The 20,520-nt window shown below is 73.4% G+C and carries 20 protein-coding genes; 11 read left to right on the forward strand and 9 right to left on the reverse strand.

Annotated elements, in window-relative coordinates:
* Positions 1-10: 10 nt before the first annotated feature.
* The 4 genes from ABH931_RS08815 to ABH931_RS08830 form a co-directional block, all read right to left on the reverse strand.
* Positions 11-667 carry a UbiX family flavin prenyltransferase gene (locus ABH931_RS08815; protein WP_370111555.1) on the reverse strand — a complete coding sequence of 219 codons (657 nt, stop codon included), beginning with the start codon at positions 665-667 and terminating at the stop codon, positions 11-13.
* Positions 668-694: 27 nt separating this feature from the next.
* Positions 695-1,288: an NADPH-dependent F420 reductase gene (locus ABH931_RS08820; RefSeq protein WP_370111557.1), complete on the reverse strand. Its 594-nt coding sequence runs from the start codon at positions 1,286-1,288 to the stop codon at positions 695-697.
* 65 nt (positions 1,289-1,353) lie between these two features.
* Positions 1,354-2,253 (reverse strand): menaquinone biosynthesis prenyltransferase MqnP, encoded by a 900-nt coding sequence (gene mqnP, locus ABH931_RS08825; RefSeq protein ID WP_370111558.1) that lies wholly within the window; start codon positions 2,251-2,253, stop codon positions 1,354-1,356.
* A complete protein-coding gene (locus ABH931_RS08830; protein ID WP_370111560.1) occupies positions 2,250-3,710 on the reverse strand; it encodes a menaquinone biosynthesis decarboxylase in 1,461 nt (486 codons plus the stop codon). Before ABH931_RS08830 ends, mqnP begins: the two co-directional genes overlap by 4 nt.
* A gap of 107 nt (positions 3,711-3,817) precedes the next feature.
* On the opposite strand from ABH931_RS08830, the gene ABH931_RS08835 reads away from it, so the two are divergent.
* From ABH931_RS08835 to ABH931_RS08845, 3 genes are read left to right on the forward strand one after another with little or no spacing between them, the layout of a single operon-like run.
* A complete protein-coding gene (locus tag ABH931_RS08835; RefSeq protein WP_370111562.1) occupies positions 3,818-5,251 on the forward strand; it encodes a cytosine permease in 1,434 nt (477 codons plus the stop codon).
* A gap of 4 nt (positions 5,252-5,255) precedes the next feature.
* A complete protein-coding gene (locus ABH931_RS08840; protein WP_370111564.1) occupies positions 5,256-5,705 on the forward strand; it encodes a nucleoside deaminase in 450 nt (149 codons plus the stop codon).
* Positions 5,702-6,646: an isopenicillin N synthase family dioxygenase gene (locus tag ABH931_RS08845; RefSeq protein ID WP_370111565.1), complete on the forward strand. Its 945-nt coding sequence runs from the start codon at positions 5,702-5,704 to the stop codon at positions 6,644-6,646. Before ABH931_RS08840 ends, ABH931_RS08845 begins: the two co-directional genes overlap by 4 nt.
* Positions 6,647-6,775: 129 nt before the next feature.
* On the opposite strand, the gene ABH931_RS08850 is transcribed toward ABH931_RS08845, so the two are convergent.
* Positions 6,776-7,702 carry a DUF3027 domain-containing protein gene (locus tag ABH931_RS08850; protein WP_370111567.1) on the reverse strand — a complete coding sequence of 309 codons (927 nt, stop codon included), beginning with the start codon at positions 7,700-7,702 and terminating at the stop codon, positions 6,776-6,778.
* Between the two features lie 186 nt (positions 7,703-7,888).
* Here ABH931_RS08850 and ABH931_RS08855 point away from each other — a divergent pair, with 186 nt between their 5' ends.
* The 4 genes from ABH931_RS08855 to ABH931_RS08870 are packed head-to-tail and all read left to right on the forward strand — an operon-like array spanning position 7,889 to position 11,582.
* Positions 7,889-9,397: an MFS transporter gene (locus tag ABH931_RS08855; RefSeq protein WP_370111569.1), complete on the forward strand. Its 1,509-nt coding sequence runs from the start codon at positions 7,889-7,891 to the stop codon at positions 9,395-9,397.
* A 27-nt stretch (positions 9,398-9,424) separates the two neighbouring features.
* Positions 9,425-9,946, forward strand: a complete 522-nt coding sequence (locus ABH931_RS08860; RefSeq protein ID WP_370111571.1) for a hypothetical protein — start codon at positions 9,425-9,427, stop codon at positions 9,944-9,946.
* Positions 9,946-10,674, forward strand: coding sequence for a futalosine hydrolase (locus tag ABH931_RS08865; RefSeq protein WP_370111687.1), 729 nt, complete (start codon positions 9,946-9,948; stop codon positions 10,672-10,674). Before ABH931_RS08860 ends, ABH931_RS08865 begins: the two co-directional genes overlap by 1 nt.
* Positions 10,671-11,582 carry a 1,4-dihydroxy-6-naphthoate synthase gene (locus tag ABH931_RS08870; protein WP_370111572.1) on the forward strand — a complete coding sequence of 304 codons (912 nt, stop codon included), beginning with the start codon at positions 10,671-10,673 and terminating at the stop codon, positions 11,580-11,582. The genes ABH931_RS08865 and ABH931_RS08870 overlap by 4 nt, the downstream gene beginning before the upstream one ends.
* Positions 11,583-11,775: 193 nt before the next feature.
* Here ABH931_RS08870 and ABH931_RS08875 read toward each other — a convergent pair whose 3' ends face one another.
* Complete coding sequence (locus tag ABH931_RS08875; protein WP_370111574.1) at positions 11,776-12,159, reverse strand: cold-shock protein; 384 nt, start codon at positions 12,157-12,159, stop codon at positions 11,776-11,778.
* A 348-nt stretch (positions 12,160-12,507) separates the two neighbouring features.
* Between ABH931_RS08875 and ABH931_RS08880 the strand changes: the two genes are divergently transcribed.
* Positions 12,508-12,777 carry a hypothetical protein gene (locus ABH931_RS08880; protein ID WP_370111576.1) on the forward strand — a complete coding sequence of 90 codons (270 nt, stop codon included), beginning with the start codon at positions 12,508-12,510 and terminating at the stop codon, positions 12,775-12,777.
* Positions 12,778-12,787: 10 nt separating this feature from the next.
* Here ABH931_RS08880 and ABH931_RS08885 read toward each other — a convergent pair whose 3' ends face one another.
* Positions 12,788-13,420 carry an HAD family hydrolase gene (locus tag ABH931_RS08885; RefSeq protein WP_370111577.1) on the reverse strand — a complete coding sequence of 211 codons (633 nt, stop codon included), beginning with the start codon at positions 13,418-13,420 and terminating at the stop codon, positions 12,788-12,790.
* 88 nt (positions 13,421-13,508) lie between these two features.
* Between ABH931_RS08885 and ABH931_RS08890 the strand changes: the two genes are divergently transcribed.
* Together ABH931_RS08890 and ABH931_RS08895 are read left to right on the forward strand one after the other, a co-directional pair.
* Positions 13,509-14,621: an ABC transporter substrate-binding protein gene (locus ABH931_RS08890; RefSeq protein ID WP_370111579.1), complete on the forward strand. Its 1,113-nt coding sequence runs from the start codon at positions 13,509-13,511 to the stop codon at positions 14,619-14,621.
* A 57-nt stretch (positions 14,622-14,678) separates the two neighbouring features.
* Positions 14,679-15,608 carry a class I SAM-dependent methyltransferase gene (locus ABH931_RS08895; RefSeq protein ID WP_370111580.1) on the forward strand — a complete coding sequence of 310 codons (930 nt, stop codon included), beginning with the start codon at positions 14,679-14,681 and terminating at the stop codon, positions 15,606-15,608.
* A 230-nt stretch (positions 15,609-15,838) separates the two neighbouring features.
* Here the strand turns inward: ABH931_RS08895 and ABH931_RS08900 are convergent, their stop codons facing one another.
* Entirely contained in the window at positions 15,839-16,933 is a 1,095-nt protein-coding gene (locus ABH931_RS08900; protein ID WP_370111581.1) for a hypothetical protein, read from the reverse strand.
* A 197-nt stretch (positions 16,934-17,130) separates the two neighbouring features.
* Here ABH931_RS08900 and ABH931_RS08905 point away from each other — a divergent pair, with 197 nt between their 5' ends.
* The gene (locus tag ABH931_RS08905) at positions 17,131-19,560 is read left to right on the forward strand and encodes a helicase-associated domain-containing protein (RefSeq protein ID WP_370111582.1); all 2,430 of its coding nucleotides are present in this window, start codon (positions 17,131-17,133) and stop codon (positions 19,558-19,560) included.
* A 68-nt stretch (positions 19,561-19,628) separates the two neighbouring features.
* On the opposite strand, the gene ABH931_RS08910 is transcribed toward ABH931_RS08905, so the two are convergent.
* Entirely contained in the window at positions 19,629-20,504 is an 876-nt protein-coding gene (locus ABH931_RS08910; RefSeq protein WP_370111584.1) for an alpha/beta fold hydrolase, read from the reverse strand.
* Between the last annotated feature and the right edge of the window lie 16 nt (positions 20,505-20,520).

Consider the following 20,520-nt stretch of genomic DNA (forward strand, 5'->3'; position numbering starts at 1 on the left):
CACGTCGAGCTCACGTCGAGGGGGCTCCTCCGCCCAGTTCACCCGCCCAGCGGTGGTAGAGCCGGTGCTCGACCTTGACGGAGTCGAGCACACGCCCGGCCACGAAATCCACGAGCTGCTGGACGCTGGCCGAGCCGGCGTAGAACCCCGGGGAGGCGGGGATCACCACGGCGCCCTGGCCGTCCAGGTCCGCGAGTTGACGCAGAGTCACCCCACTGAGCGGGGTCTCCCGCACGCAGAGCGCGAGCGGACGCCGCTCCTTGAGCGTGACGCTCGCCGCCCGCTGGAGCAGGTCCTTGCTGAGGCCGATCGCGATGCCCGCGACGGCTGCCGCACTGCACGGCACCACGATCATCCCTCTGGCGGGATACGACCCGCTCGACGGCCCGGCGGCGAAGTCCCCGGCCGTCCAGTACCGCACGTCCTCCAGCTCGAACGGCTCGGGCTTCCCCCGGTCCAGCGGCCGCTCCAGCCACTCCCGCAGGTCCTCGCGCCAGTACGCGTCCCGGAACGGGATGCCGGTCTCGTCGATCAACGTCAGCCGCGCCGCCCGGCTCACCACGACGTCGACGGCCTCGCCTGCCCCCAGCAACCCGCGTATCACCGCCGCCGCGTACGGCGTCCCCGACGCTCCCGACACCCCCACGACCCACGGCTCACGCTTCACGTCTTCGACCCTAACGGGCCCGGCCTGTCAGTCGTGCACGAGGCGGAAGCCGGTGCGGCGGCCGAGGGTGGCGAAGGACGGGGCGAGCAGGAACAGGGCCGCGTCGAGAAGGTCCGGGCGGTTCGGGCCGGCGAAGGTCGGGACCAGGCCGACCGCGCTGATCAGGGCCTCGACGGCGGGGGCGTCCGCAGCGTCGTCGACGGTGTAGAAGAGGTTGCCGGGGACGCCGTCCCAGCGGGGGTTGGCGAAGGTCTCCCATGCCTGGTTGTTGAAGGCGCGGGCGTAGCGGGCCGTCGGGGCCAGGCGGGCGACGAGGTCGGCGCTGTGCAGGACCGGGCCGGGGAAGCGGTTGGTGGCGTCGATCAGGAGCTTGCCCGCGAGGGCGGCCGCGTGGTCGGTCAGGAACGTCTCGACGTCGCCTGCCGGGATGGCGAGCAGGACGGTGTCCGCCGCCACGACAGCCTCGGCGACCGTGGTGACCTTGGCGTCGGTGTCGCCCGAGGCGCCGGACGTGGCCGGGTGACGGGAGCCGAAGACGACGGCGTGGCCCGCCTTGGCGAAGGCACGGCCCAGCGTGCCGCCGATGTTGCCGGTGCCGATCACCGCAATGGTCCCGCTCATGACGAAGCCCTCCTGTTGAAGATCAACCTTGGGCAGATCAGCAGCGGGAGGGCCGTCGGAAATTCCTAGAGGGTCAGACCCCGCAGCAGCAGGTCCAGCAGGGCGAAGCAGAACAGCGAGATCCCGACGAACCCGTTCACCTGGAAGAAGGCCCGGTTGAGCCGGGACAGGTCGCCCGGTTTCACGATCGAGTGCTCGTAGACGAAGGCCACCGCGACGACCGCGAGGCCCATCCAGAACGCCCAGCCTGCCGCCGTCAGCCAGGCGTACCAGCCGAGCAGCAGCATGGTGGCCCCGTGCGCCGCGCGGGCACCGTAGAGGGCCTTGTCGACGCCGAAGCGGGCCGGGACCGAGCGGACGCCGTCCGCGCGGTCGGCCATCACGTCCTGGCAGGCGAAGATCAGGTCGAAGCCGCCGATCCAGACGCCGACGGCCAGGCCCAGCACGCAGGCCTCCCAGGACCAGGTGCCGGTGACCGCGATCCACGCCCCGATCGGGCCCATGGACTGCGCCAGGCCCAGGATCGCGTGCGGGAAGTCGGTGAACCGCTTGCCGTAGGGGTAGACGACCATCGGGATCACCGCGATGGGCGCCAGCGCCAGGCAGAGCGGGTTGAGCAGCGCGGCCGCGGCGAGGAAGACGACCAGCGCGAGCGCCGAGCCGGTGTAGGCCGTGCGCAGCGAGACCGCGCCGGTCACCAGCTCGCGCCCGGCCGTGCGCGGGTTCCGCGCGTCGATCTCGCGGTCGATGATGCGGTTCGCGGCCATGGCGAAGGTCCGCAGGCCGACCATGCAGAGGGTGACCAGCAGCAGCTGGGTCCAGTGCACGCGCCCGTCGTGCAGGAACATCGCGGTCAGTGCGGCGATGTAGGCGAAGGGCAACGCGAAGACCGAGTGCTCGATCATCACCAGGCGCAGGAACGCCTTCGTCCTGCCGATCTCGGCAGTGGCGACAGCCGTCGTCATGAGAGCCCGTACTCCTTCCAGCGCGTGTCCACGAGCGCGGCCGTGGCCGGGTCCGACAGGACCATCTCGGGCCAGCCGCCGTCGCGGGTGTAGCCCTCCTCCGGCAGCTTGCGGGTCGCGTCGATGCCCGCCTTGCCGCCCCAGAACTGCTGGTAGGAGGCGTGGTCGAGGTGGTCGACCGGCCCTTCCACGACCGACAGGTCCCGGCTGTAGTCCACGTTGCCCAGCGCCCGCCAGGCGACCTCGTGGTAGTCGTGCACGTCGCAGTCGGAGTCCACCACGATGATCAGCTTGGTCAGCGACATCATGTGGGCGCCCCAGATCGCGTGCATGACCTTCTGCGCGTGCTTGGGGTACTTCTTGTCGATCGAGACGATCACGCAGTTGTGGAAGCCGCCGGCCTCGGGCAGGTCGTAGTCGACGATGTCCGGGACGATCACCTTGAGCAGCGGCAGGAAGAACCGCTCGGTGAACTTGCCCAGCGGCCCGTCCTCCGTCGGCGGGCGGCCCACCACGATGGACTGCAGGATCGGGCGGCGGCGCATCGTCACGCAGTCGATGGTCAGCGCCGGGAACGGCTCCTGCGGGGTGTAGAAGCCGGTGTGGTCGCCGAACGGGCCCTCGGGCAGCATCACGTCCGGGTCCAGCCAGCCCTCCAGCACCACCTCGGCGTCGGCCGGCACCTGGAGCGGGACGGTCTTGCAGTCCACCATCGGGACCCGCGCGCCGCCGACGAAGCCCGCGAACAGGTACTCGTCGATGTCGCCCGGCAGCGGCGCGGTCGCCGCGTAGGTGACGGCCGGCGGGCAGCCGAAGGCGATCGCGACGGGCAGCTTCTCGCCCCGCTTGGCAGCGACCGCGGCGTGGTTGCGGCTGTCCTTGTGGATCTGCCAGTGCATGCCGATGGTGCGCTTGTCGTGACGCTGCAAGCGGTAGAGGCCGAGGTTGCGGATGCCGGTGTCCGGGTCCTTGGTGTGGGTCAGGCCCAGGTTGAAGAAGGACCCGCCGTCCTGCGGCCAGGTGAACAGCGCCGGCAGCTGCATCAGGTCGACGTCGTCGCCGGTGAGCACGACCTCCTGGACCTTGGCCTCGCCCGGCTTCACCTTCTTCGGCGGGACGTGCGTCATCCCGGCCAGTTTGCCGAAGGCCTCGCGCACGCCGGTGAAGCCGTGCGGCAGCTCCGGCTTCAGCAGCCCGGCGATCTTCTCGCCGATTTCGTCGGCGGACTTGAGCCCCAGCGACTTGGCCAGCCGGCGCTCGGTGCCGAAGACGTTCATGGCCAGCGGCATCGCCGAGCCACGCACGTTCTCGAAGAGCAGCGCCGGGCCCTTGGCCTTCTGCACCCGGTCGACGATCTCCCCGACCTCCAGGTACGGGTCCACCTCCGCCGTGATCCGCTTGAGGTCGCCCTCGCGCTCCAGCGCTCGGAGGAAGGACCGTAGATCGTCGTAAGCCATAGCGCTCAGTATCCGTCACCGCTGTGCGATCACTGATTGCGGGGGCGGGCGTAAACCCTTTGTTTCGTGCATTTACAGGGGTCGGCGCGGCCTCGACACTGCCGGGCATGACCACCACGCAGGGCGCCGGACCCGGTGCCGTCACGGAAGCCATCACCGCCTACGGGGACCACGTCCTCGCCGTCGAACCCACCGGCGCCGAGCCCGTTCCCGCCTCCGCACGCCACGGCCGTCCGCTGGGCCTGCTGTGGACCTGGACCTCCCCCAACATGGAGTTCGCCACCGTCTTCGTCGGCGTGCTCGGCGTCGGCGTCTTCGGCCTCGGCTTCTGGTCGGCCGCCCTGGCCATCCTGCTCGGCACCGGGCTCGGCTCGGTCGCGCACGGCTTCCTGGGCCTGTCCGGTCCCCGGTTCGGCGTGCCGCAGATGGTCGCCGGACGCACCGCCTTCGGCTTCCGCGGCAACGCGCTCCCGGCCGGGCTGAACGCGCTGACCGCCGGAATCGGCTGGTTCGCCGTGAACAGCGTCAGCGCCGCGTACGCGCTCGGCACGCTGACGGGCTGGCCGGTGCTGCTCTGCCTGTTCCTGGTGGCCGTGCTGCAGGTGGCCATCGCCTTCCTCGGCCACAACTTCATCCACACGGCGGAGAAGTACACCTTCCCCGCGTTGACGGTGGTCTTCGTGGTCGCCGCGGCGGTCCTGCTGGGCAAGGCGCACCTCGGCGCGGCGAACGGCGCGCACGCGTTCCCCGGCGCCTTCCTGCTGACGGCGGGCGCGGCCTTCGGCTACGCCGCCGGCTGGACGCCCTACGGCTCCGACTACACCCGCTACCTGCCCGCCTCGACGCCGAAGTGGCAGGTCGCGCTCTGGCCCGCCGTCGGCGTCTTCTGGTCCTGCGTCTTCCTGGAGATCGTCGGCGCGGCCTCGGTGACCATCGCCGTGCCGTCCGGGCTGTCCCCCACCGCCGCCTTCGTCCACCCGCTGCCCGGCTGGCTCGGCGACCTGACGCTGCTGGCGATCGCGGTGGGCGGCGTGGCCGCGAACGCGCTGAACATCTACTCGGGCGCGCTGTCCTTCGTCGCGATGGGCATCCGGCTCCCGGCCGCGGTGCGGCGGGCGACGGTCGCGCTCGTCTTCGGCGTCGCCGGGACGGCGGTCGCCTGGTCGGGCCTGCACGACTCGGGCGCGAAGTACACCGACTTCCTGCTGGTCATCACCTACTGGATCGGCCCGTGGCTGGCCGTGGTCTTCCTGGACCGCTGGTTCCGGCGCGGGCAGAGCGACGCCGAGGTCGCGGCGGACCTCTCGGACGAACGCTTCGCCCGGTGGTCCGGGCCGATCGCGATGGCCGTCGGGACGGGGCTGGGGGTCTGGCTCTTCTCGAACCAGACCGAGTACACCGGACTGATCGCCCGGCAGGTCCCGCAGATCGGCGACATCGCCTTCCTGGCCGGGTTCCTGATCGCGGGTCTGGTCTACGCGGCACTCCGGGCGGTTCCGGGCCTGCGGACGGTTGGCACGGAGGGCGCCGAGGCATCGTAAGCACATGGTTTCCCCGGACTACCCCTACCTGCTCTCCGTCGCCCTCGGCGAGGCCCGGCGCGGCCTCGCCGAGGGCGGCATCCCCATCGGCGCGGCCCTGTTCGGTCCCGACGGCGAGCTGCTCGGCTCCGGCCACAACCGCCGGGTCCAGGACGGCGACCCCTCCATGCACGCCGAGACCGCCGCGTTCCGCGCGGCGGGCCGGCTGCGCGGCTACGGCCGCACCACCATGGTGACGACGCTCTCCCCCTGCTGGTACTGCTCGGGCCTGGTCCGGCAGTTCGGCATCGGCCGGGTCGTCGTCGGCGAGGCGGCCACCTTCCACGGCGGCCACGACTGGCTCGCCGAGCACGGCGTGGAGATCGTCCTGCTCGACGACCCCGAGTGCGTGCGGATGATGACGGACTTCATCCGCGAGCACCCCGACCTGTGGAACGAGGACATCGGCGCATGATCCCCACGATCGATCTGGACCCCTGGCTGACCGGGACCCCCGCGCAGCAGGCCACGACGGCGGCGGCGGTGGACGCGGCCCTGCGCGAGGCGGGCTTCCTGCTGGTCACCGGACACGGCGTCAGCTCCGCCGAGCGGCGCACGGTCCGGGAGGCGGCCCGGGAGTTCTTCGCCCTGCCGGCACCGGTGAAGCAGCGGTACTGCGTCAGCGTCGGCGGCCGCGGCTGGCTGGCCCAGGGCGCCGAGGCCAACGCCTACGCGGAGGGCACGCCCTCCCCGCCCGACCTGAAGGAGTCCTGGACGGTGGGCGCGGACGCCCCGGTCGGCGACGCCGCGATCGACGCGTTCTGGTTCCAGCCGAACCGGTGGCCCTCGGCGGAGGCACCGGCGCTCCAGTCGGTCGTCGAGCCGTACCTGGCCCGGATGCGGGCCCTGTCGGACGAGATCCTGCGCCTGCTCGGCGCGGCGCTCGGGCAGGGCCCGTCGTTCTTCACCGACCATACCCGGCACCCGACCTACACGCTGAACATCAACTGGTACCCCGGCGTCTCGGTGGTCGGCGCGCCGGAACCGGGCCAGTTCCGCATCGGCCCGCACACGGATTTCGGCACCGTCACGCTGCTGGACCGCGAGCCCGGCCTCGGCGGTCTCCAGATCGACATCCCGGGCGAGGGCTGGGTCGACGCCCCGTTCGTCCCGGACGCGCTGACGGTCAACATCGGCGACCTGATGGCGCGCTGGACCGGCGACCGGTGGCGCAGCGGCCGCCACCGGGTCCTCCCACCGCCGGCGGACGCGCCGGAGGAGGACCTGATGTCGCTGGTGTTCTTCTACGAGTGCGATCCCCACACCCGCGTGTCACCGGTGGCGGGGCCGGTCGCGTACGAGGCCGTGGATTCGTCCGAGTATCTACGGTCGAAACTGGAAGCGATCAGCATGTAGCTGCACTACCCAGGGACGCGGGGAACTGCGCGAGAACCGCCTGCGTGCGGATGGCCCTGCGCATGGGGGACCATCTGCCATCAGTGGCTTGTCGCGCAGTTCCCCGCGCCCCTGGAGTGCAACCCAAGGTCAGCTGTGGCCGAGCTCCTCGGCCGGGGTGCTCTCCTCGACGGAGCCGCCGGAGCGGTCCGGGTGGAGCGGGAGGGGCTCCAGGGAGAACTCGTCCAGGACCGGCTCCGCCGGAGCCGTCGGGGCGGGCATGACCGCCGCCTCGGAGTGGGCGCCGCATCCGTAGGCGAGAGAGATGATGCGGCCGTCCGCCGGGCTGAACTCGTTGCTGCAGACGCCGAAGGCCTGACTGAGCGAACCGCCCAGCGGGACCATGAAGCCGCACGAGACGCACGCCGCCGGCGCCGCCTGCGCCATCGGCGAGTGCGCGCCGAACTCCTTCTCCCAGCGGTCCGCGGCGATGTTGAGGCCGAGTCGGCTCAGCACCCGGGCGCGGCCCATGCCCAGCTCGTCCGCCACGGACGCGATCTGCGCGCGCTCGTTGTCCGGTGCGAACGCGACGGCCGCGCCGGACGGCTCGATCGCGACGTCCTCGCCGGCGATGCCGGACAGGCGGTCCTCCGCCAGCGCCGAGTTCGGCGCCGGCTCGTCCTCGCCGGAGTAGCCGGGCTCCAGGCGCAGGTCGTCGGCCTCGGTGGGGAGCAGGTCGCCGGGGCCGAGGTCGCCGGGGCGCAGGCGCTCGCTCCACGGCACCCACTCCGGCGCGATCAGCGCGTCCTGCCCGGGCAGCAGCACCGTTTCGTCCAGGGTGACCTGCTTGGCACGGGCCGCGCGGGTCACCGTGACCGCCCAGCGCCAGCCGCGGTAGGCCTTCTCGGTGGTGGCGAAGTAGTGGGTGACCACGCGGTCGCCCTCGACGTCCAGACCGAGGTGCTCACCGACGGCGGCCACACCGACGGCCTCGACCGCCGCGTGCCGGGCGAACTCCACGGCCTCAGCGCACACGCGGTCAGGGGTACGGCTTCGCGTCGTCGTCGCAGCACTCATCACGGACTGATTCTCTCCCAACCTCGTCGCGGCCCCAACCACGCCCTCGGAGCACCCGCCCGTCGTGCGCGCTGCGCACGGTAGCGGTGCGACTTCCTATTCTTGCCGAACGCCTGCTCCGCTGTCCCGCGTGGACGCGGAACCCGCCGCCGAAACTACCGCTCCTCGCGTTCCTTGTCGGGCACCATGGGAGATATGGCCGAGCCTGAAGCGGGAATGGCCCGGCGTGCGGCGTCCGCTGTGCACCGGTTCTCCTCGTCTGCCGCGCTGCGCACCGGCAACGCCGCGAACGCGACGGGGCGGCGGATCAGGAAGGCGACCTCCGCGGAGGGCGCGGGCGAGTCCGGCCTGGCCAAGCTGATCGAACTGCACGCGGTGAACTCCGCCGGCGACATGATGATCACCGTCGCGCTGGCGTCCACGATCTTCTTCTCCGTACCGACGCACGAGGCACGCGGGCGTGTCGCCCTCTACCTGCTGATCACGATGGCGCCGTTCGTCCTGCTGGCCCCGGTGATCGGGCCGCTGCTGGACCGGATCCCGAGCGGGCGGCGGGCCGCCATGGCGGGCAGCATGCTGGTCCGGGCCGCGCTGGCCTGGATGATGGCCGGCTCGATCGCCGGGGGCGGGCTGCAGATCTACCCGGAGGCGCTGGGCGTGCTGGTCGCGTCCAAGGCCTACGGGGTGATCCGCAGCGTCGTCGTGCCACGGCTGCGACCACCGCAGCTGCCGCTGGTGAAGGCGAACTCGCGGGTGTCGCTGGCCGGACTGCTCTCCACGGGTGTGGCGGCGGGGGTGGGCGGTCTGCTGCACCTGATCGGGCCGGACTGGCCGCTGCGCGGCGCGTTCCTGATCTACGTGGTCGGCGCGGGACTCTCGTTCGCGCTGCCGCACAAGGTGGACGTGGCCAGGGGGGAGGAACGGGCACTCCTCCACGCCGAGGACCCCCGGCAGGCCCGGCCCCATGCGGACGTCCCGGCGTATGCCCCGATGGACGGGGACGTCCCGACGGAGGCCGGACAGGTGGGAGCCGCACAGGACGCGGCCGGACAGGATGGGGCCGGACAGGATGGGGCCGGACCGGACGCGGCCAAGGTCGGGCTGCGGACCGTCGGGCCCGGGGTGGTCCTCGCGCTGGGCGCGGAGGGCGCGCTGCGCGTCCTGTTCGGGTTCCTCACCTTCTTCCTCGCGTTCCTGGTCCGCGAGCACCCGCTCGCCGGGCTGCCCGCGACGGCCTCGCTGGGCCTGATCGCCGCCGCGCTCGGCATCGGGAACACCCTCGGCACCGTGGTCGGCGCATGGCTGCGCACCCGCGGCCCTGAGACGCTCGTCACGTTGATGCTCGCGCTGGCGTTCGGCTCCGCGCTGGCCGCCGCGATCGCCTACAGCGCGCTCACCGTCGTCATCCTCGCCTTCGTCTCGGGCTTCGCCCAGTGCATGGGCAAGGTCGCCCTGGACGCGCTGATCCAGCGCGACGTGCCGGAGGCCGTCCGGACCTCGGCGTTCGCCCGTTCGGAGACGGTGGTCCAGTTGACCTGGGTGCTCGGCGGCGGCCTCGGGATCGTGCTGCCGCTGGTCGGCGAGGTCGGTATGGCCACGGCCTCCGCGCTGATGGCGGTCGCGCTGCTGTGGGCCGTCCGGGCGCGTACGACACTCCACGTGCAGCACGCGACGGCCGCCCCCGACGTGGCGTGATCGTCGCGGGACGGTAGCCTCAGCACCATGAGTCTCAACCGCGGTGTCGCCGCCCTCGGAGCCGTCGCCGTCGTTGGCGCCGCGACGCTCGCCGTCACCCTTCCGATCGCGAACCACTACGCGCCGTCGAAGCCGATGGTGCAGGTGACCTCCGGTTCGAACTGGGTGCAGTTCGCGCCGCTGTGCTGGAACAAGGGCGACGCGCTCACCACGAAGCAGATCGCCACCTGCGTCAGCGACCTGACCAAGGCCGGGCAGAAGCCGACCAAGGACACCCCCACGGTCGAGGTCGCCGCGAACGGCACCTTCATGATCAACACCAACGAGGACATCGCCAAGCACGGCTGGTCCGCGCAGGTGCCCGGTCAGCAGGGCGCTGTCGGCCTGGTCTCCCGGACCACCGACCAGCAGGCCGGCAACATCCCGATCGCGCAGGCGCTGCAGGCCTCGCAGACCGGCAGCACCCAGGTCACGGTCATCGAGGGCTCCACCGACGGCAAGACCGTCTACGGCGTCTGGGCGTTCCAGGTGAAGCAGAAGGGCGTCTGATCCTTCCCCGCCTCCTCGTCGTCACCGCCGTCGCTGCCGAAGCGGCGGCGGTGCTGCGTGGCGCCTCCGGATCCCCGGCCCTGCCGCACGCCTTCGTCGCCGAGCCGAGGACGCTGCCCGGCGGCTACGAGCTGACCGCCGTGGGCCCGCTCGACGTGGTGGTCGCCGGCGTCGGCCCGGCCGCGGCGGCCGCCGCCACGGCGACGGCCCTGGCCCTGGCCCTCGCCCCAGCGCCCTACGACCTCGTCGTCTCCTCCGGCATCGCGGGCGGCTTCGCCCCCGTCGCACCGGTGGGCTGCGCCGTCATCGCCGAGGCCATCGTCGCGGCGGATCTCGGGGCGCAGACACCCGACGGCTTCGCGGACGTCACCGCACTGGGCTTCGGCCGGGTCCGGCACGCCTGCACCGGCACCGACACGGTGGCCCGCACCCTGCGCGGCGCGGGCATCCCGGCCGCGGTCGGCCCGGTCCTGACGGTCTCCACCGTCACCGGCAGCGCGGAGCGCGCGGCGGAGCTGCTGGGGCGTCACCCCGGCGCCGTCGCGGAGGCCATGGAGGGCTTCGGTGTCGCCGAGGCAGCGGCCGGACACGCCCTGCCGGTGCTGGAGCTGCGCACCGTCTCCAACCCCGTCGGCCCGCGCGACCGCGCCGCCTGGCGCATCGGCGACGCGCTGGGCGCCCTGGCGGCCGTCTACGAGAAACTGCCGTACGCGACACTGGTCGGGTGACTTCTTCCTCCGCCGCCTCCCCGGCCCTGACGATCGCCTACTCGCCCTGCCCGAACGACACCTTCGTCTTCCACGCCTGGGCCCACGGCCTGGTCGCGGGGGCGGTGCCGCCCGAGGTCACCTTCGCCGACATCGACATCACCAACGGCCTGGCCGAGCGCGGTGAGCTGGACGTCCTGAAGATCTCCTACGGGCAGCTGCCGTGGGTCCTCGACGAGTACGCCCTGCTGCCCTGCGGCGGCGCGCTGGGCCGCGGCTGCGGCCCCCTCGTGCTCACCGGTCCGGACGCCTCCCCCGACGCCGCCGCGCTGCGCGGCGGCACCGTGGCCGTCCCGAGCGAGCGCTCGACCGCCTACCTGCTGTTCCGCATCTGGGCGGCGCAGGCCGTCCCCGGCGGCCTCGGCGAGATCGTGGTGATGCCCTTCCACGAGATCATGCCCGCGGTGCGCGACGGCAAGGTCGACGCGGGCCTGGTCATCCACGAGGCGCGCTTCACGTACCAGAACTACGGCCTGCGCTGCCTGGCCGACATGGGCGAGGCGTGGGAGTCCACGACGGGCCTCCCGATCCCGCTCGGCGCGATCGTCGCCCGCCGCGCCCTCGGCGCGGAGCGCCTGGCGTCCCTGGCGGACGCGATCCGCGCGAGCGTCCGCCGGGCGTGGGCGGAGCCCACGCTCTCGCGCGACTACGTGATGGCCCACGCCCAGGAGATGGACCCCTCGGTGGCGGACCAGCACATCGGCCTGTACGTGAACGAGTTCACCGAGGACCTCGGCGACGCCGGCTACGCCGCGGTTCGGGGCCTCCTCCAGCGCGCAGCGGCCGAGGGGCTGACCCCGGCGGTCCCGGACGAGCTGCTCACCTTCCCCGGCCGAGTCGCACGACCCGGGGGCGCGGGGCTCCGCTGACTCGCGGCTCCGTGGGCGCGACAACCCCCAGCCTTCGGCCGGGAGATGCCCCCGCTGACGTGCGGATGGTCCCGGGCGCGCAGGGCCATCCGCGCAGGGGGTTTCTCGCGCCCATGCAGGGGCCACCTCCCGGCCGAAGGCTGGGGGAGGAGCCGCATATCGGCAGGGCCCCGCGCCCCTCAGGTGAGTGCGACTACACGTCCAGCTGGTCGGCGACGTGGTGCAGCAGCGTGGCGATGCGCTTGCCGACCGGCTTGTCCGGGTAGCGGCCCTTCTGGAGGCCCGGGATGATCTGTTCCAGGACCGTCGTCAGGTCCTGCACCATCGCGGCCAGCTCGTCCGGCTTCTTGCGGGCCGCCGCCGCCAGTGAGGGGGCCTCGTCGAGGAGGGTCACCGTCAACGCCTGGTCTCCCCGGTGGCCCGCGACCACGCCGAACTCGACCCGCTGGCCCGGCTTCAACGACTCCACGCCCACAGGCAGGGCCTTGGAGTGCACGAACACGTCGCCGCCGTCGTCGCGCGAGAGGAAGCCGAAGCCCTTCTCAGAGTTGAACCACTTCACTTTGCCCGTAGGCATGGGGAGACCTCGTCGGTAGTCGTTTCGGAGTGTGTCGTACGGGGCGCGGCATCCCCCGGCGACCGGTGGTGACCGCTGGGCGCCGCAGGTGAACTAGCGCCGCGCCATTGTTCCAGGTCGGCGCCGAAATGATCGACCCGATTGCTCCGCCGGAGGAACCGGCGCCGGTCGCCGTCGACGTGTTGTCGGCGTGGGGGACATGGCGCACCTCCTCCTCGGTCGGGTCGCATCGCAGCGATGCCGCTGCGCGCACGCACGGTCCCCGTGCGTGACGTGCATACCCGGCCGGAGTGCCCGGCTAACCCCGGGCGGGAGGCGCACCTGCGCGGACCCGTTAGCGTGGAGGGCGTGAACGCTGACTCCACCCTCCGTCCCGGCACCGTCCGTCCCGGCACCCCGACCGCGCCGGGCGACGGGCTGGTCCGCATCGGGGCGATCCTGTTCGCCCTCGGCGCGGTCGCGACCATCGCCACCGTGCTGCCGCTCTTCCTCGGGCTGCACCGGCTGCCGAGCGCGGCCTACTTCGTCTGCATGGTGATGCCTCTGGGCTTCGCCGTCGCCCTGGCCGGGCTGTTCCGCTCGGCCCGTGCGCAGCGACGCCAGGCCCCCGCCGAGTAACGCGGAGGGCTCAGCCCTCGCGCAGGTAGCTGTCGAGCCAGGCCGGGAACGCGGTCAGGTCGGTGAGGACCACGCCCGCGCCCGCCGCACGCAGGCCCGCCTCGTCGTAGGGGCCGGTGGTGACGGCCACCGGAAAGGCGTCCGCCGCCCGCGCGCCCTCGACGTCGCCGAGGTGGTCGCCGACGTAGACCCGCACACCCTCGGCGCGCATCGCCTCCGCCTTGCCGGCGCCGAAGACGTCCCCGTGCAGCGCGTCCACCCGCATGTCCAGCGCGGCCAGGTTGAGCTTGGCGTTGGGCGTGTACTTGCCCGTCACCACCACCGTCCGGCCGCCCGCCGCGCGGACGGCGGCCAGCGCCGCCATCGCGCCGGGCAGCGCCGTGACCCCGGCGACGCCGTGCTCGGCGTAGATCGCCCGGTAGCGGTTCGCCATGACCGGCACCTCGTCGGCCGGGAACCAGTTCGCCATCTCGATCTCCACCGGCGGTCCGAGCCGGGAGACCACCAGGTCACTGTCGATCGGCGTGCCCGTCTCCGCCGCGAGCAGGTCGTAGGCACGGGCGATCCCCGCGCGGGAGTCGATCAGGGTCATGTCGAGGTCGAACCCGACGGCCAGCGGAGGGAGCGGCGTCAACGGTGTCATGGTGTTCACCCTATTCGGCGAGGCCGTAGGCGATACTGCGAGATCAGACAGATGATCTGATACCGGGACAAGAGCCACGGGAGGCCGGATGCCGCGCCCCTACTCGCGCAGAGCCCTGCTGGGCGCGCTCGGCGCCCTGGGAGCCGGGGCCGTGCTGGGCGGCTGCAAGGGCGACAACGGTGTCCCGCCGAACTCCGGATCGGCCACCAGCGCCGGCGCGGGCGCCGCCGGCACAGTCGGCTCCGGGAGCGCCGAGGCGGTGGCCGCCGCCTCGGGGACAGCATCGGGCTCCGGGACCGCGGGGTCGTCGGGGTCGCCTGGGTCATCGGGGACACCCAGCGCCACCCCCTCGCCGACCAGGACCGTCCAGGCGGCGACCGGCAAGGTCCAGGTACCGGCCTCGCCGAGCCGGGTCGTCGTGCTGGGGACGGCCGAGCTGGACTCCGCGCTCACCCTCGGCGTCACCCCTGTCGGCGCGGCCCGCGCCGCCCTCGACAGCGGCCTGTCGGACTACTTCCCCGCCGCGTGGCTCACCCCGGTCGCGCAGGTCGGCGTCGTCGGCGCGCCCGACCTCGCGGCGATCGAGCGACTGGAACCGGATCTGATCCTCTCCAGCCGTAGCACGGACGGCTCCCGGTACGCGCAGTTGTCGGCGATCGCGCCGACCGTCCTCACCGAGACGACCGGGGCCTCCTGGAAGGAGGACTTCCAGTTGCACGCGCAGGCGCTGAACACCCAGTCCGTGGCGGACGCGATCACCGCCTCCTACCAGGACCACGTCCGCGAGGTCACCGCCGCACTGGGCGGCTCCGGCACCACCCGCAAGCAGCAGATCAGCCTGGTCCGCTTCGTCCAGGGCGAGGACCCCCGGGTGATCGCCGCGAAGAGCTTCCTCGGCGTGCTGCTGGCCGACGTCCAGCTGGGCCGCCCGTCGGCGCAGAACGGGAACACGGCGGAGGTGGTGATCCCGGCGGAGTCGAAGCTCGGCGAGGCGGACGGCAGCACGATCTTCTACGCCACCTACGGCGACCCGGCCAAGGCCCACACGAACGAGGTGCTGACCAGTCCCGAGTGGAAGGACCTCGGGGCGGTCAAGGCCCGTCACGCCTACGCCGTCGACGACCAGCTCTGGTTCCAGGGCGTCGGCTACTTCGGGGCCGACCTGATCCTCGGTCAACTGAGGCGCTACTTGGGCGGGTAGCGACCGATACGCGGCAAGAGTCTTGTGATGGACGTCACTCGGTAACACCATGGCTCCATGCCGACGACGAGAACGCAGCAGCAGCGGGACCACCAGGAACACGGGTCGCCACGCGAGCGGGAGCGCGCGGCGGCGCGGAAGACGTTCATCGCGGAGGGCTTCGACCTGGTCGCCGAGACCTACGGGACCGCCGACGAAGCCGACGCCGCGTTCTTCCGTTCCAACGGCGTCCGTCTGGTGCAGCACGCAGGCGTGCGGCCCGGTGACCGCGTCCTCGATCTCGGCTGCGGCCGCGGCGCGGTCCTCTTCGCCGCCGCGGAGGCCGTCGGCCCCGACGGCTACGTCGCCGGACTCGACCTCTCCCCCGGCATGGCCCACGCCACCGCCGCGGACATCGCCCGCCAGGGCCTGCGCAACGTCACCGCCCGCGTCGGCGACGCCGAGGACCCCGGCTTCCCCGCCGGCTCCTTCGAGGCCGTGCTGGCCGGGCTGATGATGTTCATCACCCCCGATCCGGCGGCGGTGCTGCACGCGGCCCACCACATCCTCGTCCCCGGCGGCCGGTTCGCGATGTCCAGCTGGGGGCCCGTCTCCGACCCGCGCTGGACGCGCCCCCTGGACGCGGCCCTCGCCTACCTCGAGGAGCCGCTCCCCGCGTCCTCCCCGCGCCAGGGCGCGCGCGGCGGGCACCCGGCGTTCGACACCCCCGAGTCCATTGCGGAGCTGCTCCGCGCGTGCGGGTTCGGGCAGGTGCGGACGGTGGCGGAGACCTCCGTGCACGTGATCGAGAGCGGGGACGCCTGGTGGCGCTCCCAGTGGTCGACGGGACGCCGCGCCTGGCTGGAGAAGATCCCCCACGCACGCCGGGACGCCGCGAAGTCCGCGGCCCTGACCGCACTGGACGAACTCCGCGACCCGGACGGCGTCCTCCGCTCCGAGACCCACCTGCGGTTCACCGTGGCATGCCGGGAAGCTGCAACCCCGTAGGAGCGCGAGGCTCGGCTGATGTGCGGCTCCTCCCCCGGTCTTCGGCCGGGAGGTGCCCCTGAGGTGCCCCCTGCGTGGGCGCGAGCACCCACCGGCGTGCGGACGGCCCTGCGCGCCCCGGACCATCCGTCGTGGGAGGGGTCCCCCCGGCCGGAGGCTGGGGGATTGTCGCGCACGCAGTTCACCGGGCAAGCCCCGCGCCCCTGGACCGTGCAACGTGCCCCCAGCGGCTAACGCCGCGTGATGCGCCAGGCCAGGAACGCCGCCGAAAGGCCCGCGGAGGCGCGGAGCCAGAAAGCGAAGGCGTTGTGGGTCGCGGCAGCGAACTGCGCGTTGGTCAGGGCCGGGTGACCGGACGTGTGGCCCCGGCTGTAGAGCCAGAAACCGCAGGCCGCGCCCAGCAGGCCGGGGATCCAGAGCGAGGCGAACCTGCCGACGCCCCGGCCGAGCCTGCGGCTGCCGTAGGCGAAGAGCCAGCCCAGGACCGCCAGGTACCAGAGCCCGGTGACCGCGCCGGCGGCCAGCACCAGCGTGGCCAGCGACTCGACGAACGGCATCGGCGCGCGCGGCGCCTGCGCGACCGGCACGGGCGCCGCGGCCCCCGCCCCGGGGGCCGCCGGCTGCGCGCCGAGCAGGCGCCGGAGCAGGCCGGGGCTGGGCTGCGGGATCGCCTCCGGCGGCGACCCGGGCTGCTGCCCGGGGGTCTCCCCGGGCAGGCCACCGGGCAAGCCGACCGGGCGGCCGGTCAGCGGGTGGATCACCGAGCCGTCGTAGGTCGGCGACTCGCGGTCGAAGGCGCCGGACCAGCCGGGGGGTTGGACCATGCGCACACCACCCGCGCCCGGGTGGACGACACCCTCCACCTCGCCGGTCCACCACGGGACGCCGGTCGTGAGGGTCTGGTTCGCCTCCGGGTTGATGTACTCCACCCGGCCCTCGACCCCCGGGGGTTGTCCCTGCGCCGGGATCGAGGGCGTCGCGTCGGCATACGGCCGGGACGGCACCGACTGCACCGACGGCGCGACGGGCCCGGACGACGCCCCCTGCCGGGGCACGGACGGGCCGGACGTGGCCCAGCGCCCGCCACCGGAGGCGCGGCCGACCACCTCGTCCGGCGTACCTAGCCCGGCGAGGATCTTGCGGACGGAGTTGACCTCCGCGCGGGTCGAGGACGGTGAGGACGCAGCGCGCTGGGAGTCGATGCTCTGGCGCAGCTCGTTGACCAGACGGGCGCGCTGCGCAGCCGTCAGCCCGCCCGACTGGCCGGCGAGGTCGCCCACGCGGCTCAGGTAGTCGTAGACCAGTTGCTCGCTCTCGATCCCCATGGTGCTCCCGCCCTCCCCACCGACCCACCCGCCGGCGTCAGCGTAGTGCCGTGGGTACGTCGTGCGGGTCTCCCGGGCCTACCCGGAACGGCCGTCCGCTACTCCCGTGCCCGCCGCGTGCGCATCGCGTGCCCGCCCGTGTCCGTCCCGTCCCGCGGCAGGAGCCGTCGCGCGGCGCAACAAGTAACCTGAGTCGGATGAGCACCGGGAGAACCGAGGATGTCAGCGGCGTCCGCACGCTGCCCCGCACCCTCGCCGAGGACCTGCGCGGGCGGGACGACGCCGCGCTGGCCGCGCTGCTGCGCGCGCGGCCCGATCTCGTGCATCCCGTGCCGGCCGACCTGAGCCAGCTGGCGACCCGCAGTTCCACCCGGGCCAGCGTGATCCGCGCGCTGGAGCGGCTGGACCGGTTCACCCTCCAGGTCGCGGAGGCGCTCTCCGTCGCCGCCGACCCGTGCGGGCCAAAGGAGCTGCGCGCGCTGCTCGGTGCGGACCAGGACCCCGAGGTGGACGCCGCGTTCGCCCCCGCCGTGGCGGCGCTGCGCGACGCCGCGCTGGTCTGGGGCGACCAGGAACGGCTGCGTCTGGTGCGCACCGCCCGGGACGTGCTGGCGCCGGCGGGCGGGCAGCCCGGGCCGACCGGCCTCGGCCCCCTCTACGCCGACGCGGGCGCGGGACTGTCTCCGGCCCGCCTGCAGGAGATCCTGGCGGACGCGGGCCTGCGCAGCACCCACGACCAGGTGAGCGCGCTGGCGGCGCTCAGTGCCCTCTTCGCCGACCGCGAGCGGGCGGACGCCCTGCTCGCGCGGGCGCCCGAAGGAGCGCGCGGCATCCTGGCCAAGCTGACCTGGGGGCCGCCGTTCGGCGCCACACCGCCGCGCGCGGTCCGGGCGGAGGACGCGCGCACTCCGGTCGACTGGCTCCAGGCCTGCGGCCTGCTGCTCCCGGCGGGCCGCGACGCGGTGGTGCTCCCGCGCGAGGTGGCGCTGTACCTGCGCGGGGGGCTGGCGCACCGTCAGGTCGAGCCGGTCGCACCTCAGGTGACTGCGGCGCGGACCGTCGAGCCCGAGCAGGCCGACCGGGCCGCCGCCGCGCAGGCCTTCACTGCCGTGCGGACGGTGGAGGAGGCCATGGACCTGTGGAGTACCGAGGCACCCACCGTGCTGCGTGCCGGTGGCCTCGGCGTCCGCGATCTGCGCCGCGCGGCGCAAGCCCTCGACCTGCCCGAGCCCGCCACCGCATTCTGGCTCGAACTCGCCTACGGGGCAGGGTTGGTGGCCCCGGACGGCGAGGTCGACGAGCACTGGGCGCCCACCCCCGCCTACGACGAGTGGCTGCGCCGACCCGTCACGGAGCGCTGGCTGCTGCTGGCCCGCACCTGGGTCGCCGCGACCCGCGTCGCCGCCCTCGTGGGCACCAAGGACACCAAGGACAAAGTGCTGCCGGCACTCGGCGGCGGGCTGGACCGGGCCCTCGCCCCGGAGCTGCGCCGCGACGTGCTGCGCCTGCTCGCCGAGCTGCCGTCCGGCGGCGCCGGTGACGTCGGCTCGCTGACCGCCCGGATCGCCTGGCAGCTCCCGCTGCGCGGCGGCGACCTGCGCGACCAGCTGGTCGCCTGGACGGTGGCGGAAGCGGAGGACCTCGGCCTCACCGGCCGTGGCGTGCTCGCCCGGTTCACCGTGCCGCTGCTCGACAATGACGACGCGTCGGCGATCGCCCGGCTCGCCCCGCTGCTGCCGGAGCCGCTGGACCAGGTGATCCTCCAGCCCGACCTCACCGCGATCGCCCCGGGCCCCCTGCGCACCCCGCTCGCGCAGACCCTCGCCGTGGCGGCGGACGTGGAGTCCAAGGGCGGCGCGACCGTCTACCGCTTCACCCCCGACTCGGTGCGCCGCGCGCTCGACGCCGGCCGCAGTGCGGCCGAGCTGCACGCCTTCCTCGCCGAGCACTCCAGCACTCCGGTGCCGCAGCCGCTGACCTACCTCGTCGACGACGTGGCCCGCCGCCACGGCCGGCTGCGGGTCGGCGCCGCCTCGGCGTACCTGCGGTGCGACGACGACGCCCTGCTGGACGAGCTGCTCGCCGACCGCCGCGCGGCGCAGCTGCGCCTGCGACGGCTCGCCCCGACCGTCCTGGCGGCGCAGGCCGATCCGGCGACGGTGCTCACCCAGCTGCGGACCATGGGGTACGCCCCGGCGGCGGAGACCGCCGAGGGCGACGTCCTGATCACCCGCCCGGATGCCCGCCGCACACCCCCGCGCACGCCCCCGGCCCCCGTCCCGGACGGCCCACCACCGGTGACGCCGGGGCTGCTCACCGCCGCCGTCAAGGCGATCCGCGCGGGCGACCGCGCCGCCACCGTCACCCACCGCGCCCCCACCCCGGGCCCGCTCCCCCGCACCCCCGCGGCGGAGACCCTGGCCACCCTCCAGACGGCCGTCCTCACCGGCGACGCGGTCTGGATCGGCTACGTCAACGCGGACGGCGCGGCCAGCCAGCGCGTCATCGAACCGGTCCGGGTGGAGGGCGGTTTCGTCACCGCGTTCGACCAGGTCCACGAGGAGGTCCGCACCTTCTCGCTCCATCGCATCACCGGCGTCGCGGAGCTCGCCGACGACGAGGCGTAGAGCGGCCGCGACCTGGAAGAACGGTTCCCTCTCGCCTTCCCGATCGACATCGACCTCACCGCCCTCGATCAGCTCTGACCCACCCCGGCGGCGAACAGCGCCCGCGCCGCCGCGGCGATCTCCTCGGGAGCGTCCTCCGGGAGGAGATGGCCGCCCGGGAGGATACGGACGGTGAGCGAGTCGGCGTGGTACTCCAGACCCCGCAGCAGGTGTGGGGGGACCACCGGATCCGAGGCGCCGCCCAGGAGCAGAGTGGGGACGGTGAAGCGGGGGCCCGGGTCACGGCGCAGGCGGCGCAGGCGGGGAATGTCGTGGAGAACGAACTGCCAGTAGTGCTGCTGTCCCGCGCGGGCATGTGCGGGCTCGCGGGTCACGTCGACGAAGGCGGCAAGGTCCGCGTCCGTCCACGGGGTGGTGGACCAATGGCGCAACAAGTACCGGGTGACGCCCGGGAGTCTGCGCAGCACGAGCGGGCCGAGCAGCGGGTACTCCCACAGCGCCGTGTGCCAGAAGCGCCAGGCATTGCGCGGCAGCGAGGCCGAACCCGGCCACGGCGGGGTCATGTTGAGGGCGACGAAGGCGCTGACGCGCTCCGGATGGTCGGCGCAGAGCCGGAAACCGACGCCCGCCCCGAAGCCGTGCGCGATCAGCCGGACGCGCGGCAGACCGAGCGCGTCGAGCACCGCGAGCAGGTCGGACACGAGTGTGCTCGTGTCGTAGCCGGAGACCGGCGCCGCGGAACGACCAGTGCCGCGCGGGTCGAACGCGATCACGTGGTAGCCCTCCGCGAGCAGCGGGATGATCGCACGCCAGGTGTGGGCATGGAGCGGGAACGCGGCGAGCAGCAGCACCGGCTCCCCGGAGCCCGCCTCCGTGAGGTGGAAGGTCGTGCCGTTGGCGTCGATCTCGCGGTGACGGAGGGAGGAGGTGACGGTGTCGGACATGGCTGTCTCCACAGGG

The organism is Streptacidiphilus sp. MAP12-33, from assembly GCF_041261265.1.
Taxonomy (GTDB): Bacteria; Actinomycetota; Actinomycetes; order Streptomycetales; family Streptomycetaceae; genus Streptacidiphilus.

Coding starts and splice junctions, on each gene's coding strand:
- ABH931_RS08820 (WP_370111557.1), bottom strand. CDS start 1,288: ATGAGCGGGACCATTGCGGTGATCGGCACCGGCAACATCGGCGGCACG.
- mqnP (WP_370111558.1), bottom strand. CDS start 2,253: ATGACGACGGCTGTCGCCACTGCCGAGATCGGCAGGACGAAGGCGTTC.
- ABH931_RS08830 (WP_370111560.1), bottom strand. CDS start 3,710: ATGGCTTACGACGATCTACGGTCCTTCCTCCGAGCGCTGGAGCGCGAG.
- ABH931_RS08835 (WP_370111562.1), top strand. CDS start 3,818: ATGACCACCACGCAGGGCGCCGGACCCGGTGCCGTCACGGAAGCCATC.
- ABH931_RS08840 (WP_370111564.1), top strand. CDS start 5,256: ATGGTTTCCCCGGACTACCCCTACCTGCTCTCCGTCGCCCTCGGCGAG.
- ABH931_RS08845 (WP_370111565.1), top strand. CDS start 5,702: ATGATCCCCACGATCGATCTGGACCCCTGGCTGACCGGGACCCCCGCG.
- ABH931_RS08850 (WP_370111567.1), bottom strand. CDS start 7,702: ATGAGTGCTGCGACGACGACGCGAAGCCGTACCCCTGACCGCGTGTGC.
- ABH931_RS08855 (WP_370111569.1), top strand. CDS start 7,889: ATGGGAGATATGGCCGAGCCTGAAGCGGGAATGGCCCGGCGTGCGGCG.
- ABH931_RS08860 (WP_370111571.1), top strand. CDS start 9,425: ATGAGTCTCAACCGCGGTGTCGCCGCCCTCGGAGCCGTCGCCGTCGTT.
- ABH931_RS08875 (WP_370111574.1), bottom strand. CDS start 12,159: ATGCCTACGGGCAAAGTGAAGTGGTTCAACTCTGAGAAGGGCTTCGGC.
- ABH931_RS08885 (WP_370111577.1), bottom strand. CDS start 13,420: ATGACACCGTTGACGCCGCTCCCTCCGCTGGCCGTCGGGTTCGACCTC.
- ABH931_RS08890 (WP_370111579.1), top strand. CDS start 13,509: ATGCCGCGCCCCTACTCGCGCAGAGCCCTGCTGGGCGCGCTCGGCGCC.
- ABH931_RS08895 (WP_370111580.1), top strand. CDS start 14,679: ATGCCGACGACGAGAACGCAGCAGCAGCGGGACCACCAGGAACACGGG.
- ABH931_RS08900 (WP_370111581.1), bottom strand. CDS start 16,933: ATGGGGATCGAGAGCGAGCAACTGGTCTACGACTACCTGAGCCGCGTG.
- ABH931_RS08905 (WP_370111582.1), top strand. CDS start 17,131: ATGAGCACCGGGAGAACCGAGGATGTCAGCGGCGTCCGCACGCTGCCC.
- ABH931_RS08910 (WP_370111584.1), bottom strand. CDS start 20,504: ATGTCCGACACCGTCACCTCCTCCCTCCGTCACCGCGAGATCGACGCC.